Genomic DNA, 14,908 nt, shown 5'->3' with positions numbered 1-14,908 from the left:
CGGAGCTAATAAAAATTTAGCTTGATAGGCTATATGCCTTATCTTCGCTAAATTTTTACGTCGCAACCCTTAAATCCATCTTGCGATCCTTCGCCTTGGCTCCTGTATTAAAATTTATAATACACCGATATTCTGTAAAATTTAACTTGCTGCAATCGCGGACGAGCAGTCCGCTCCTTTGCAAGCACTAAAAATTTATCGAAACTACACATCATCTGTCTTGAATATTTTCAAAATTTATGCCTTTCCGCCTCGTATAAAGAAAAAATACTACGCTTTAATTTTTAAACCTGACACATCAAAAATTTTGACCTACCCGGTTGCAGACGAGCAATCTGCTCCACTCTCCACTGCCGACCATCGGCGGCTGAGAGCAGAATGAAGCAGTAGTACTTACAGACTACCTGCGATCCATCTTAAATGTTTTAAAATTTTAGCCTCTTTTTAAAATTTTACGACCTCATTTTAAAATTTCGCACTCAAGCTTAAAGCTAAATTTCAAATCAAAGCCGCTACGCCACATCATATACAAGCGCTCTTTTAAAGCCGCTACGCCACATCATATACAAGCGCTCTTTTGCTGCGATTTTGCGTCGTATCAGACGCGCGAAACCGCAAGGCGAAAATCAAGCCCATAAAATTATTAGGCAAAGCCGCGTAAACAGATCCAAACAAACACCGACTAAAATCCGCAAACCAGCAACTAAATTCCACAAGCATAGCGGCTAAATCAAAACCTATGTAAGTCGAATCCGCCACTAAAATTTAGCGAGAGAATTCCATCGTACGGCTCATTTTTTGCGCAGCAGATCCTTTAGACTCGCCCTTACGTCCTTTCCATGCAAAATTTGCGCGACCTCGGTAGCGATCGGAGCGTAGATCTTGTGCTTTGCCGCGATATTTACGACCGCTTCGGTCGTAGCCACACCCTCGGCGACCTCGCCCAACTCGCACAGAATTTCTTCGAGCCCTTTGCCGCGCGCAAGTCCTAACCCCACGCGGTAGTTTCGCGATAGCGCACTCGAGGCGGTCAAAAACAGATCGCCCACGCCACTTAAGCCCAAAAAGGTCTCGTCTCGCGCACCGAAAAACTTGCCGAAGCGCGCGATCTCTACGATGCCGCGAGCGATCAAGCTCGCTCTAGCGTTATTGCCGAGCCCTAGCCCATCGCAAACACCGCTAGCGATGGCGATGACATTTTTATAAGCGCCACACACCTCTGCACCGATGATATCGCCACTCGTGTAGGTCTTGATGTAGACAGGGAAGGTGCTTGCGAAAAGTTCGGCTAGATTTTCGTTACACGAGCTTACGACGAGCGCGCAAGGCAACTTCTGCATGACTTCGGTGGCAAACGACGGGCCTGATAGATAAGCAAGATTGCCGCGCGCGACATACGCTTCAAAAATTTCGTTCAAAAACCTACCGCTAGCCGCGTCGATACCCTTGGAAGCGACTAGAATTTTTTGATTTTTGTAGGTGAAATTTTGATCCAGCCACTGCGCGGTTTGTTGTGCCGCGAGCGCAAAAACGAGCGCCTCGCACTCCAGCGCTTCGCTCACGCTTACAAAATGCGGAATTTGCCTTGGCGTGCGCGAAGTGATGACACATTCGTTTTTCGCGCTAAGCGCGTCAAAAAGTGCGCTGCCCCATTTGCCCGCGCCGATAACCGCGATTTTCATTATGTTCCTTTTTAAAAATTTATTCGCAAATTTGCGGTTTCTCAAATTTCATTCTCTTGAAATTCCCGCTCTTTGAAAATTTAGCCCAAAAGCGCCGACATGAGCCTGCGCAAATGCTAGCCGAAGCCACGCTTTAAAATTCGCTTTTTGAAATTTCATCTCGTCAAAATTTCGTCTCATTAAAATTTTGCGCTTTTGAAATTTACTCAGCCAAAACTTTACTTTTTTAAAATTTACCTCGCTAAAATTTCATACTTTTAAGGTTTTGCTCTTCCGTCAAAAACACTTTCACAAAAAAGCGCGGCAGTGAACGAATGAGGATTTTGAAACTCCATTATACGTTTTAAATTTCACTCACGCATCGCTGCGGCAAATCAAATTTTTAAAAATTTTACTCAGACGCCCGATCGCAAATCGCGCTTTTAAACCCACTTAAATCTATCAAGGCGTGCTTTGGACCTATATGATCTGCGGTCGCTCGCCACGTTATCGTTTGGCGCAAGGTTTGAGGCACGCGTATCCGACGCAGCGATTGATTAAATTTAGCCTACACATTGGCTTGCCACTCAAATTTAACCCTGCGTATTCGATCCTATCCGCGCACCCCGAGCTTCCGTTCTCGCTCTCGCAAGCAGGGCAATTTTACGCATTCCCTACAAGCTTTGCCGCGCTTTGACGGTAGCTGTGAGTAAAATTCCTAGGACGCGCTTCTTAAACCCCTCCGTCGCAGACCGACACTCGCGCAAACGACCCGTACGAGAAAGAACGAGCTAGAAAGAACAAAACGTGCGCGAGACAGAGCGGGTAGCCGCCGAGATCGCGCCGAATGAAATTATAACACACAAAAGCCCTCGTCATTGGCGCCTGAAAGCTTTAGCTCGAAGCAAAACGCTACGGGCGGATTTAAAATTTTATCCCAGAGGCTTTATCTATCGCATACGCCACGCCGCATTTAATTCGCCGTTTGCTGCCGCAGAAGCTGCGAAATCAGCCCAGCTTCTGTTTTAAAAGCTCGTTCACCTTTGCAGGATTAAACGCGCCCTTGCCCTCTTTCATCACTTGACCTACGAAGAAGCCGAATAGTTTGTCCTTGCCGCCGCGGTAGTCCGCAACCTTCTCCTCGTTTTCGCTCATCACGCGCGCTATGATCTCCAAAATCGCGCCGTCATCGCTTACTTGCCTCAAGCCCAGCTTATCGATGACCGAGTTTACGGCCTCGTCGTGCTCCATTAGATAATCAAGCACCTCTTTGGCGGCCTTTTGAGACACTGCGCCGCCTTCGATCGCGCTTAAAAGCTCGCTCATCTTCGCGCTACCTACGGGCGAATCCTCGATCGTAACGCCGTTTTTGAGCCTGCCCGCAAGCTCGACCGTAAGCCAGCTCACGCAGAGTTTGGGCTCGTGCCCCGCTGCGATCAGATCCTCGAAAAATCGCGCGTTTTCGTAGGTCGAGATTATAATCTCAGCGTCCTTTTCTTTAACGCCCAGCTCGCGGACGTAGCGTGCCTTTTTCTGATCGGGTAGCTCGGGGATCTGCTGCGCAGCAGCTAGCATCTCGTCATCCACGATCACGGTTAGCAGGTCGGGGTCTGGGAAGTAGCGGTACTCGGCGCTGTCTTCTTTGCTGCGCATCGGCTTGGTGATAAGCTTAGCGGTATCAAAAAGGCGGGTTTCTTGCACGACCTCTTGCTCATATTTGCCCTCCTGCCACGCTTCGATCTGACGCTCGATCTCAAACTCGATCGCCTTTTGGATAAATTTAAAGGAGTTTAAATTTTTAATCTCCACGCGCGTATAGAGCTTTTGCTCGCCTTGCGGGCGGATACTGACATTTACGTCGCAGCGAAACGAGCCTTCTTGCATGTTCGCGTCGCTAATATTTAAAAAGCGCAAAATGCTGTGGAGTTTTTTTAGATACGCGACCGCCTCGTCCGCAGAGCGCATATCAGGCTCGCTTACGATCTCCAAAAGCGGCGTGCCGGCGCGATTTAGATCGACTAGGCTGCGCGAGCTTTCGTGGTTATTTTTGCCAGCATCCTCCTCTAGGTGCGCGCGCGTAATGCCGATGCGCTTGCTCTGTCCGTCCGCGGCTATGAAAAGCTCGCCGTGCTCGACGATCGGGATCGTCCACTGCGAAATTTGATATGCCTTGGGAAGGTCGGGATAGAAGTAGTTTTTGCGGTCGAATACCGACTTACGATTGATCGTCGCATTGACGGCGGTGCCGAAGCTGATAGCTTTTTTAACTGCTTCCTCGTTTAGCACGGGAAGAGCGCCCGGAAGCGCCAAGCAGGTCGGGCAGACGTGCGAATTCGCCTCGTCGCCGAAGCTCGTGGGGCAGGAGCAGAAAATTTTAGTTTTGGTATTTAGCTGGCAGTGTACCTCCAGGCCGATCACGGTTTCAAACATAAACTTAACCTTTTAGAATAAAAATTTCGCGTAATTTTACAATTTTTTGCTTTAATACTCGCTTGTAGCGGCGCGCGGCAGAGGCTAAATTTTAAAATTTAATCTGATAGATTCTACTCGCCGCCGCTAAGGAGCTTTTCTTTAAGGTCGAAAACATCGACCATCAGGCAGGTGATGATGACGCATATCACGCCTGGAGCGGTGCAGATGAAGAGGAATTTTAACCCCAAAAAATAAAATGACGGATAGGCAAAAAAGACGAATGCGCCGACGAAAATCAATCCGAACGACGCACCTACGAGGAAGTATAAGAAATTTCGCTTAAAATTAATGCTCATCGACGATCACGGCACCCGCTAGATAAACGTAGCTTAAAACCATGAAAATAAAAGTCTGTAAAATCGCCATAAAAGTAAGCAGCGCAAACGGTACCATCGGTATTAGCGCAGGAGCGAGAGTAAGCATAACGAGCAGGAAGGTATCGTCGCCTTTGATGTTTCCAAAAAGTCGGAACGAAAGCGATACGACGCGCGAAAAATGCGAGACGATCTCTATGACGAACATAAACGGAGCTAGGATTTTCACCGGCCCCATAAAGTGCTTTAGATAGTTGATCACGCCGTGCTCGCGAACGCCCTCAAAATGGTAATACAACCAAACGCAAAGCGTAAGCGAAAGGGTTAAATTTAAACTCGCGCTCGGCGACTCAAAGCCCGGCACCAAGCCGATAACGTTACTAAAAAATATCACAAATCCCAATGTTGCGATTAGCGGAAGATATTTTTTGGCTTGTTCCTCGCTACCCATCGCGTCCTTACCGATCGTTAGCACGCCGCTTAGGTAGGCTTCGGCGATGTTTTGCATGCCATGTGGCACAAGCTGAAGCGAGCGAGTGGAGCAAAGCGCGACGGCTACGATGATAGCGACGACCAAAAAGAAGTAAAAAAGGTAGATAAAAGTGTGGTCGTAAGAAATTAAACCGCCGAAAAGGAAGATGTCTTTTAGCATAAAAACCCTTGATCGTTGAAATTTGAGGCGTATTTTACACTTCTATTCGTTAAAGTATATTTAAATTTGCGCCAGCGAGTGAAATTTTGAGCTTTGCGAGTTCTTGCGCCGCTTACTTGCCTAGCACTTTCGTCTAACTTACGCGCCATTTCGGCGGGAATTTTGCGTTTTTTTGGTATTTAGCTCTATATTTACAGCAAATGACAAAATTTTTGCTAGTAAGCACGAAATTTGCGGCTACACTGTCAATTCGCTATTTTTGCAAAATAGAATTTAATCTAGCGTATACAGAGAAGCCCTAAGCCGGCTGGCGGTAAAATTTGTGTTTAAAGATACGAAAAGCACGATAAAAATTTACCGCGATGGCACCGCGATAAATTCCAAGAATTCCAAGAATTCCAAGAATTCCAAGAATTCCAAGAATTCCAAGAATTACGCTCACCTCAAAAATCATAGTTAAAATTTAGCAAACTCAGGACTTGATTGCTAAAATTTTATAAAATTTATATAAAAACCTTGACATCCTACCACTCAATGTTGTATAATACTGGCAATCTTACCGAAAGAGTGCTAAAAGTGAAAACGAATAAACGCGATATGATCCTAGAATCCATCATTTCCGCCTATCTCGATAGCAACACCCCGATCGGATCTTCCGAGCTGGGTGAGCGTATGGGCGTAGCGATGTCAGCGTCTAGCATTCGAATTTATTTTAAGCGCTTAAGCGACGAGGGGGCTTTGACGCAGCTTCATGTAAGTGGTGGTAGAATCCCCACAGTTGCGACGATGCAGGATTACTGGCGCACTAGACTTAGCTTCGACGATGAGTTAAAAATAGACGATGCTCGCGAGCTAGAAGCGGTGCTTGAGGATTTTGAAATTTACTGTATGATTTTCAACGCCGAAAACGAAGCCCTAAGCGAAGTCATCAATCACGATAATCGCTTCATAATCCTTACATTTAGAACGGATGAGATTATCTTAAAATACGATTTTAGAGTTTTTAAATTCCTATCAAATTTAATAGGAATTTCACTCGGAGATTTGGAGCTAGCTTCGATGCAGGTCGGTCTGCGCGAGCTTAGCACCAAGATCAGGGAGCTAAAAAATTCTAAAATCGAATTTCTTTGTAACGAGGTCGTGGCGTATAAAATTTTCAAAGACGAGCGGTTTAAAATTTTACTCAACCCCTCGATCGCCGTAAATTTTACGAAAAATTTGATCTTCGCGCCCTACTTCGAGCACGGATTTATGGGGATCAAACGCCCCGTAAAATTCGAAGGCGAGGACGCTACGATGATCTGCGCAGGCAGCGTTTACGAGAATTACGAGAAATTTTTTAACTACGCTAAAGGAGTAGCATGAGCCATAAATTTAAAGAGCACGGCGATAAAAACGCAGCGTGCGATAGTGAAGAAAAAGAGGTTTGCGAGCAGTGCGCGTCAGAGGCGAGCGAGCCGCAAGAGGCGCAGACATGCGACGATACTGATGCGCAGATACAAAAGCTTCAAAACGAGCTGAGTGAGATCACTGATAAATTTTACCGCGCCAATGCGGATTTTGAAAATCTCAAAAAACGTTTGGAAAAAGAAAAAGATAGCGCTGTTGCTTACGCTAGCGAGAGCTTTGCGAAGGATCTGCTGCCGATAATCGACGCGCTTGAGGAGGCCGCCAAAATTGATGTGGAAGGTAATGAGCTTGCGGATAAAATCGAAGTTGGCGTAAAACAATGTCTAAGCCTTTTTACAAAGACTTTTGAAAAATATGGTATTGTTCCGATAGCGACGGATGCGGGATTTGATCCTAGCGTGCATAACGCTATTTCGATGATTGAAGCCGAAGGCGTTAAAAAAGGCGATATAGTTCAGGTCTATCAAAAAGGCTATATGTATAAGCAGCGCGTTTTGCGCGCTGCTATGGTAGTGGTGGCGAAATAATCGCCCAAATTTTAAAATTTTAAATTCAACACAAAGGATAAACAAATGGCAAAAGTCATAGGCATCGACCTAGGAACAACAAACTCGTGCGTAAGCATATTCGAGCGTGGCGAGAGCAAGATCATACCAAATAAAGAGGGTAAAAACACCACTCCGTCGGTAGTCGCTTTCACCGACAAAGGCGAGGTTTTAGTAGGCGACAGCGCTAAACGCCAAGCAGTCACCAACCCAGAAAAGACGATCTACTCTATCAAGCGCATCATGGGTCTTATGATGAATGAAAAAAATGCGCAGGAAGCTAAAAAGCGCCTACCGTATAAAATCATCGACCGAAATGGCGCGTGCGCGGTAGAGATCGCGGGCAAGGTCTATACGCCGCAAGAAATTTCAGCCAAGGTGCTAATCAAGCTAAAAGAGGACGCCGAGGCGTTTTTGGGTGAGCCCGTCGTAGATGCGGTCATCACCGTGCCTGCATATTTCAACGACAGCCAAAGAAAGGCGACGAAAGAAGCAGGAACAATCGCGGGCTTAAACGTGCTTCGCATCATCAACGAGCCGACCGCAGCGGCGCTTGCGTATGGACTGGATAAAAAAGAATCCGAAAAGATCGTAGTTTACGATCTGGGCGGCGGTACATTCGACGTAACCGTGCTAGAAACCGGTGATAGCGTCGTAGAAGTTTTAGCTACCGGCGGTAATGCATTTTTGGGCGGCGATGATTTCGATAACAAACTGATCGACTTTTTAACCTCGGAATTTCAATCTGAAACAGGCATTGACTTACGCGGCGACGTCATGGCTATGCAACGCCTAAAAGAGGCTGCGGAAAACGCCAAAAAAGAGCTAAGCAGCGCGATGGAAACGACGGTAAATTTACCTTTCATTACCGCTGATGCCACAGGTCCAAAACACCTGATGAAAACCATCACCAGGGCCAAATTTGAAAGCATGATCGATTCTTTGGTAGATGAGACCATAAGCACGCTTAAAAAGGTCGTAAGCGACGCAGGTCTTAGCATGAACGATATAAAAGAGGTCGTCATGGTGGGCGGCTCGACGCGCGTGCCTTTAGTGCAAGAGGAGGTCAAAAAGGCTTTCGGCAAGGAGCTAAATAAGAGCGTAAACCCTGATGAAGTCGTAGCAATCGGCGCTGCAATCCAAGGCGCGGTCATCAAAGGCGACGTAAAAGACGTGCTACTACTCGACGTCACTCCGCTAAGCCTCGGCATCGAAACCCTGGGCGGCGTGATGACTAAGATCATCGAGAAGGGAACTACGATACCTACGAAAAAATCTCAAACCTTCTCGACAGCAGAGGATAATCAAAGCGCCGTTACGATCAACGTCTTGCAGGGCGAGCGCGAGTTCGCGAAAGATAACAAATCGCTAGGAAATTTCAACCTTGAGGGCATCATGCCCGCTCCTCGCGGCGTGCCGCAGATCGAGGTGGAATTTAACATCGACGCGAACGGAATTTTAACCGTTTCGGCAAAAGACAAAGCCACCGGCAAAGCAACCGACATCCGCATCACCGGCTCAAGCGGCTTAAGCGACGCCGAGATCGATAAGATGGTAAAGGACGCCGAGCTTCATAAAGAGGAAGACAACAAGCGCAAAGAAACCGTCGAGGCGCGCAACCAAGCCGATAGTATCGCGCATCAAACCGAAAAGAGCCTAAGCGAGATGGGCGAGAAGGTGCCGGGTGATCTACGCGCTAAGATCGAAGGCGCGCTAAATGATCTAAAAGCCATGCTAAAGGATGAAAACGCGAGCAAGGAAGCGATAAACTCCAAAGTAGAAGCCCTAAGCAAGGTCGCCGAGGATCTATACAAGGCTGCCAGCGCAAATCAGGGTGCACAAGGCGGATCGCAAAGCTCCGGCTCAAACGGCGGTAAAAAAGACGACGACGTCATCGACGCCGAAGTCGAATAACCCACGCAAAGTGAAATTTATAGCCGCGCGCTCGGTAGTTTTGCCAGAGTTTGAAAGGCAATTTTACTAGCGCGTGACAAAGCAAGCTTTGCAAACCGCGCATAAAATTTCATAGCTTCACAGGCTCGGGCGTTTTTCATACGCCCGAGCTTAACTGCTACTTCAAATCAAATTCCCAACAAACTAAAATTTTGAGTCACACATAAATACTACTAAATTTTGCGCTGTATAAATATCGCTAGACATTAGAGCATATCCGAACGCGACTGAAATTTATCCCCACTGATCCCAAATATAGCTGAAATTTTAAGCCTATTACAGACAAACGAAGCTGCGATAAATTTAAACGTATGGCGAGAAAGTAAAAAATGTATCGTAAAAAGACGCGGTAAAAAACGCCCGCTAAATTTAGAAGCAAAAGAGCTAAATTTAAAGGCGCGCGGATTGATTTATGAAAAAGCAAAAGCCCAAAGACGGCGATTCGCCTTTGGGCTTTAAATTTAAGCCTTATTTAGCCAGAGCTAATTCTTGCGAGTATTCGCATCGGGGGTGAAAAGCGGCTTATTTAGCAGCTTGAAATCGCCTACGAACTTCTGCCCCTTTTCGCTAGTGATCCATTTGATGAAGCGCTGCGCGTTTTCGTAGTCGGCTTTTGGGCAGTGCTTAGGATTGACCGCGATTACGGAGTAAAAATTCTTCAGATCATTATCGCCTTCGTTGATGATAACCATATCCGGATTTCCCTTTTTATTGTCCTCGTATTTGATGTAGGTGCCGCGATCGGTGAAGGTCACGCCCTTTTGCTCGGCGGCTGCGTTGATCGTAGCGATCATGCCTTGACCGGTTTGGTTATACCACGCCTCGTTTTCAGGTACGGCGCCCTCAACCTTTTTCCAAATACCTTTCTCTTTGTTATCGGTGCCAGATTTATCGCCGCGAGAGAAAAATTTAATCTTCTCCGCCTTGATCAGCTCGAATGAGCCTTTAAGGTCCTTGCCTTTAAATTTAGGCGCGATCGATTTATCAGCAATGAGGATAAAATCATTATACATCACGGGCGTGCGATCAACGCCGAAGCCTTTTTCTACAAATTCTTTCTCGACCTTCGGCGAATGCACGAAAAGTATGTCCGCATCGCAGTTCTCGCCAAGCTTTAGAGCAGCACCCGTACCTACCGCCGTCCATTTGATATCGACGCCGGTTTCCGCCTTATACGCAGGATAGATAGCGTCTAGCAAGCCCGTATTATCGGTGCTCGTTGTAGTTGCCATCACCAAATCATTGTCGGCGGCAAAAAGGCTCGCGCTAAGAGCAAGCGAAGCAAAAAATATTTTTTTCATGTTATCTCCTTTAAAAATGTGCTATTATAGCATATAAATTTGGTTTATAAATATGCCAAAATAGAATATTTAGGACGCGATCTTGGACTTTATTTTAGAAGGAATTTTAAGCGCATTCGGACTACTTTTTAGCGGCGATGCGGAGACCTTTTCGGCGATTAAAGCGACGCTTTATACTTCGAGCATCTCGATACTTTTCGCGATTTTAATCGGCTTTCCGATAGGATTTATCCTCGGATTTTACGAATTTCGCGCTCGCAGAACGCTTAGACTTTTAAGCGACGTAGCGCTTGCGATGCCCACGGTGGCGATAGGACTGATCCTTTACGCTTTCATCTCCAGAAACGGCCCTTTTGGCGAACTGGGGCTGCTTTTTACGCTCAAAGCCGTGATGCTCGGACAGTTTGTGCTGGCGCTTCCCATCATCGTTTCGCTAAGCGCCAGCGTCATCGAAAATATGGATAAGAAGCACTATCTAAACATTATGAATTACCGCCTAAGCCCGCTAAATTTAATCCTTTGCGTGCTTTACGAGCTGCGCTACGGCTTACTGGTCGTCATCGCCACTGCTTACGGGCGGATCGTCGCAGAGGTAGGCGTAGCGATGATGATCGGCGGCAATATCAAATATTTCACCCGCACGATCACCACGGCGATCTCGCTTGAGACCAACAAGGGCGAGTTTGCGATGGGCATAGCGCTCGCGCTGGTGCTGATTTTGATAGCGTTTGCGGTAAATTTAGCCATCCACGCGCTAAAAAGGCTGGATCGATGAATGCAGATAAGCTAAAGCGTCCGAGCAAAGATTTCACGGACAAAAACCGGGCAGAGCGGGAGCGCGAAAATTCTATGAGCGAAAATTTCACGGACGTAAATTCCGCCCACGAGAATTCTACGGACATAAATTCTACGCGCGTAAATTTCGCCGTCGAGAATTCTGCGAGTAAAAATTCCACTGCGGTAAATTCTAAGAGTAAAAATTCTGCAACCGAGAATTCCATTAGCGCAAATTCCGCGGGTAAAAATTCCAAGAGCGAGAATTTCGCGAGTGAGAATTCTACGAGAAAGAATTTTGCAAATGAGAATTCCGCCGCCGCGCGATCTGTACCCGATAGCGAACTGATCTCGGTGCGAGATCTAGTACTGCACTACGGACGGAGCGAAATTTTAAATATCCCCAGCCTCGATCTAAATACGAGCGGCATCACGGCGCTTTTGGGTTCCAACGGCAGCGGCAAATCCACGCTGCTGCGGATTTTAGCCTTTTTGCAACGCCCGAGTGGCGGCAGCGTGGAGCTTTGGGGGCAGCGGGCGCCATCTTTGCAGACGCTGCGGCAGATCTGCTTGCTGCTACCCGAGCCCGTGCTTTTAAAACGCAGCGTGGAGCAAAATTTTAAATTTGCGCTCAAAAGTCGCGGCGCGCTTGCGGAATTTGACGAGCGAGTGGATGAAGCGCTCGGCCTAACGGGGCTTGACAGAAGTTTTTTATCAAAGAAGCATTTCGAGCTTAGCTCGGGGCAGACGCAGCGCATCGCGTTTGCGCTCGCTCTGGCGCAGCGCGCGAAGCTCTATCTGCTCGACGAGCCGACCAACAGCCTCGATCTTGCCGCCTCCAAGCTCTTTGCGCGCGCGATTTTATTTATGCGGAGTCGCTACGGCTGCGGCTTTATCATCGCCAGTCACGATGAGAAATGGCTCAGCGCGATCGCGCAAAGAAGCGTATTTCTGCATCGCGGCAAGATATGCGAGTTTGAATACAAAAATATCTTTGACGTGCAAAACGGGATTTTAAAATTTTCGGATGAAATTTCGCTGCGCCTTGAAGAGGTGCTCGCACGCGCTCGCAAAATCGCGATAAATCCGAGTAAAATTTTATTATCCCAAAGCCCGTTTGAGCGCTGCTTCGCGGGGATTTTGCACTCGGTTTCGCTTCAGTACGGCTCCTCGCTACTCATTAAGATCAAGGCGGGCGACGTGCTGCTAAAATGCGTCACGGCGCAGGATGAGCGGCGCTGGAGCGCGGGTGAGAGGATCTATTTCGGATTTGAAAGCGGCGCGTTTTTAGGGCTGGAGTAATTCTGCGCGAAGTGCGGATAAACTTAATTTTGCTTTAGAATTTTTATTCGCGCGACACTAATAAATTTCATTTCTGCCTCAAATTTTCACTGCGAACCATCTAGCGCGGCGTGCCCGGCGAAACAGAGCGCAAAAATTTGCGTCTTGAAATTTTTAAATTTACAGGCAGGGCTTTACCGAATACGGCGTAGCGTGAAATTTTGAAATTCTATCACTAGGAATTTTAAAGCTTAGCCGCGAATACAGCTAGCGGAACTTTGAAATTCCACAATTTATAAGTGCGTAATTTAAAATTCTAAATTTTAACTCTGCGGGATTTGCCTGCAAATTTATAGGCGGAATTCTCCGCAGAGTATGCCGTTTATTTTGCCTACAGTGCAAAGGCGAATCGAGGTAGTAAGAATTCCACGACGCAAAACCCGCGTAAAATTCTAAAGAGACGGCACGGAATTTCGATAAATTTTAAAAACGGCGCGGGATCTTATAAAATTTTACGAGAGCCCAAAAAAGCGGCAAAGCCCTAACTCACGCCGCTTAAATCTTCCCGCCGAACATCTCGTACATCGCCTTTTCCTCGCCCCAAAGCTCGCGGTGCTTTTTGATACAGGATTTTATCGCGCCCGCGAGATAGAGCACGTCGCGCTCAGTGTGCGTGTAGTGCAGGCTCACGCGCACGAAGCCGGGCTTGCTCTCAGGCATGCGCCCCTCCTTGATACCCAGCAGATCGTGAGCGTACGGGCCCGCGCACATCACACCCGCGCGCGTCTGGATATCAAAGTCGTTGCTAAGGCTCGCGGCGAAATCATACGCCGAGACGCCGCGCACGTTAAATGAAAATATCGGCAGCCGCGGCGCGTCCTTTGGAGCGTAGTTTATGATCTCGTCAATGCCTGCTAGCTCGCTCTCAAAAAGCCGCGCGAGCTCGTCCTCGGCGCTTTTTATTTGCTCGAAGCCCACCTCGTTTCGCAGCGCATAAGCCAAATTTGCCCGCATAAGCCCGATGATAGGCGGCGTACCGCCCTCCTCTAGCTGCTCGGGATTTTTCAAAAACACGTGTCCTTCGCGGCTAGCGTAGGCGACCGTCCCGCCCGCGGCAAATGTCGGCACGTCGCTACTGAGCAGCTCTTTTTTGATCGCCAAAAGCCCGCAGCTAGCAGGTCCGCCAAGTAGCTTATGCGGCGAGAGGAAAATCGCGTCGAAATAGTCGCAGTCTAAATTTGCGTGAGAGCTCAGCGCCGCGCAGTCAAAGGCCACGATGCCGCCCGCGGCTCTGATTAGCTCGCTGATCTTTTTATAGTCGCTAACGACGCCCGTGACGTTTGAGGCGGCGCTAAACGAGCCGATGATGCGGCGTGTTGCGTTTAGCTTTAGGATGCGCTCGAGTGCGAGTAGATCGATCTCGCCGCCCTCACTAAGCGGCACGCGCAAGTAGTCGCAAAGCCCCTCGCGAAAGCTAAGTTCGTTTGAGTGGTGCTCGTAGGGCGAAACGAGCACGAGCGGAAGCTGCGCAGCGCGTAAATTTGCCTCGCCGATCGCGCCTCTGGTTGCAGGCGGCAGGTAGATGCCGAGCAACTCCTGAAATTTCTTGATCGCGGCCGTCGCGCCCTGCCCGCAGGCGATGAGATAAAACCGCTCGTCAAGCCCCAGCAGCTTTTTTAGGCTCTCGCGCGCGCCCTCGTAGCGACGCTGCGTGATGATGGCGCTCGAGCTACTATCGGAGTGTGTGTTGGCGTAGGTTTTTAAAACGTCCGCTATCTCGCGCTCTACGAGCTCATAAGCAAGCCCCGAAGCCGCGAAATCAAAATAGTGCACGCCCGGTTTTAGGATGATATTTTTTCGAATTTCGTCTAAGCTTAGCATTTGCGGCCTTTAAAATTTAAGTGGTTAATTATAGTGAAATTTGGATTAATTTAAGGCTTTACGTCCTAGCTGGGAGAAATTTTAACGAGAATTTTAAAATGACCTCGCCTACAATGTTCGGGTTTTTATACTTTTCTCTATCGAACTTCGCCATTGCGCCTCTCCTTATTTGGAATTATTATTGCTATTTGTTTGTATCAAGCTGCGTATTTTTATCTAAGTTTACTACCGTTTCGGTATCGCCATTTTCAAAGTAACTCTTCAAATATGCCAATACCATCTCGAATTCTTTTTCACCGCTTCGCCAAGCTATAAATTTTTTGGTATCTTTAAATGTAGAATTTGCATCAGGGCAATGCTTATCATAAAATTCTTTTTTCATAGGCCTTAGTCTTTCAAATCTCTCTTTCGAAATAGGGACGGTATATCGTTCAGATATCTGATTGATTCTTTCTACTCCTCTGCAATATGATTCATATGTATTACGCAGAAAAAATTCTCTATCACTATAGCATTTATCATATTCTATTTTAAGCAGTTCCCTGGGAGGCTGCCCTTTGACATTATACTTTAAAAGTAAATCTAGCATTTTTTCATAATGCGGCACATAATCAAATAATCTATAATATGTGTTTCAACAGGCGGAGTACAGTCAAAATCATAA

13 protein-coding genes are annotated in these 14,908 nt (G+C 47.3%); 6 read left to right on the top strand and 7 right to left on the bottom strand.

The features are described 5' to 3' along the window. Window positions 1–791: 791 nt before the first annotated feature. The 4 genes from Q0537_RS10285 to Q0537_RS10270 form a co-directional block, all read right to left on the bottom strand. Window positions 792–1,685, bottom strand: coding sequence for an NAD(P)H-dependent glycerol-3-phosphate dehydrogenase (locus tag Q0537_RS10285; RefSeq protein WP_299227926.1), 894 nt, complete (start codon window positions 1,683–1,685; stop codon window positions 792–794). A gap of 984 nt (window positions 1,686–2,669) precedes the next feature. Next, window positions 2,670–4,091, bottom strand: a complete 1,422-nt coding sequence (gene gatB / locus Q0537_RS10280) for an Asp-tRNA(Asn)/Glu-tRNA(Gln) amidotransferase subunit GatB (RefSeq protein WP_299227893.1) — start codon at window positions 4,089–4,091, stop codon at window positions 2,670–2,672. Between the two features lie 113 nt (window positions 4,092–4,204). Then, window positions 4,205–4,429, bottom strand: coding sequence for a hypothetical protein (locus tag Q0537_RS10275; protein WP_297896069.1), 225 nt, complete (start codon window positions 4,427–4,429; stop codon window positions 4,205–4,207). Beyond that, complete coding sequence (locus Q0537_RS10270) at window positions 4,419–5,099, bottom strand: F0F1 ATP synthase subunit A (protein ID WP_291937725.1); 681 nt, start codon at window positions 5,097–5,099, stop codon at window positions 4,419–4,421. Before Q0537_RS10270 ends, Q0537_RS10275 begins: the two co-directional genes overlap by 11 nt. A gap of 322 nt (window positions 5,100–5,421) precedes the next feature. Between Q0537_RS10270 and Q0537_RS10265 the strand changes: the two genes are divergently transcribed. The 4 genes from Q0537_RS10265 (at window position 5,422) to dnaK (ending at window position 8,968) form a co-directional block, all read left to right on the top strand. Then, complete coding sequence (locus Q0537_RS10265) at window positions 5,422–5,559, top strand: hypothetical protein (RefSeq protein ID WP_299227891.1); 138 nt, start codon at window positions 5,422–5,424, stop codon at window positions 5,557–5,559. A 116-nt stretch (window positions 5,560–5,675) separates the two neighbouring features. Then, on the top strand, window positions 5,676–6,464 hold the full coding sequence (locus Q0537_RS10260; RefSeq protein ID WP_299227888.1) for an HrcA family transcriptional regulator: 789 nt from the start codon (window positions 5,676–5,678) through the stop codon (window positions 6,462–6,464). Next, on the top strand, window positions 6,461–7,036 hold the full coding sequence (locus Q0537_RS10255; protein WP_297881302.1) for a nucleotide exchange factor GrpE: 576 nt from the start codon (window positions 6,461–6,463) through the stop codon (window positions 7,034–7,036). Before Q0537_RS10260 ends, Q0537_RS10255 begins: the two co-directional genes overlap by 4 nt. 45 nt (window positions 7,037–7,081) lie before the next feature. Then, on the top strand, window positions 7,082–8,968 hold the full coding sequence (gene dnaK, locus Q0537_RS10250; protein ID WP_299227885.1) for a molecular chaperone DnaK: 1,887 nt from the start codon (window positions 7,082–7,084) through the stop codon (window positions 8,966–8,968). Between the two features lie 521 nt (window positions 8,969–9,489). Here dnaK and tupA read toward each other — a convergent pair. Beyond that, entirely contained in the window at window positions 9,490–10,308 is an 819-nt protein-coding gene (gene tupA / locus Q0537_RS10245; protein ID WP_298062977.1) for a tungstate ABC transporter substrate-binding protein TupA, read from the bottom strand. A gap of 82 nt (window positions 10,309–10,390) precedes the next feature. Here tupA and tupB point away from each other — a divergent pair, with 82 nt between their 5' ends. Further along, on the top strand, window positions 10,391–11,083 hold the full coding sequence (gene tupB / locus Q0537_RS10240; RefSeq protein WP_299227884.1) for a tungstate ABC transporter permease TupB: 693 nt from the start codon (window positions 10,391–10,393) through the stop codon (window positions 11,081–11,083). Further along, window positions 11,080–12,384: a tungstate ABC transporter ATP-binding protein TupC gene (gene tupC / locus Q0537_RS10235; RefSeq protein WP_299227882.1), complete on the top strand. Its 1,305-nt coding sequence runs from the start codon at window positions 11,080–11,082 to the stop codon at window positions 12,382–12,384. The genes tupB and tupC overlap by 4 nt, the downstream gene beginning before the upstream one ends. Window positions 12,385–12,918: 534 nt before the next feature. Here tupC and Q0537_RS10230 read toward each other — a convergent pair. Together Q0537_RS10230 and Q0537_RS10225 are read right to left on the bottom strand one after the other, a co-directional pair. Then, entirely contained in the window at window positions 12,919–14,244 is a 1,326-nt protein-coding gene (locus Q0537_RS10230; protein ID WP_297880477.1) for an aminotransferase class V-fold PLP-dependent enzyme, read from the bottom strand. Window positions 14,245–14,428: 184 nt separating this feature from the next. After that, window positions 14,429–14,833, bottom strand: coding sequence for a hypothetical protein (locus Q0537_RS10225; RefSeq protein WP_299227879.1), 405 nt, complete (start codon window positions 14,831–14,833; stop codon window positions 14,429–14,431). Window positions 14,834–14,908 lie beyond the last annotated feature (75 nt).

Origin of the sequence: uncultured Campylobacter sp., assembly GCF_938017775.1 — a bacterium.
Classification (GTDB): Bacteria; Campylobacterota; Campylobacteria; order Campylobacterales; family Campylobacteraceae; genus Campylobacter_B.
The sequence above is the reverse complement of the archived record's forward strand: the minus strand, read 5'-3'. Positions and strand labels throughout refer to the sequence as shown.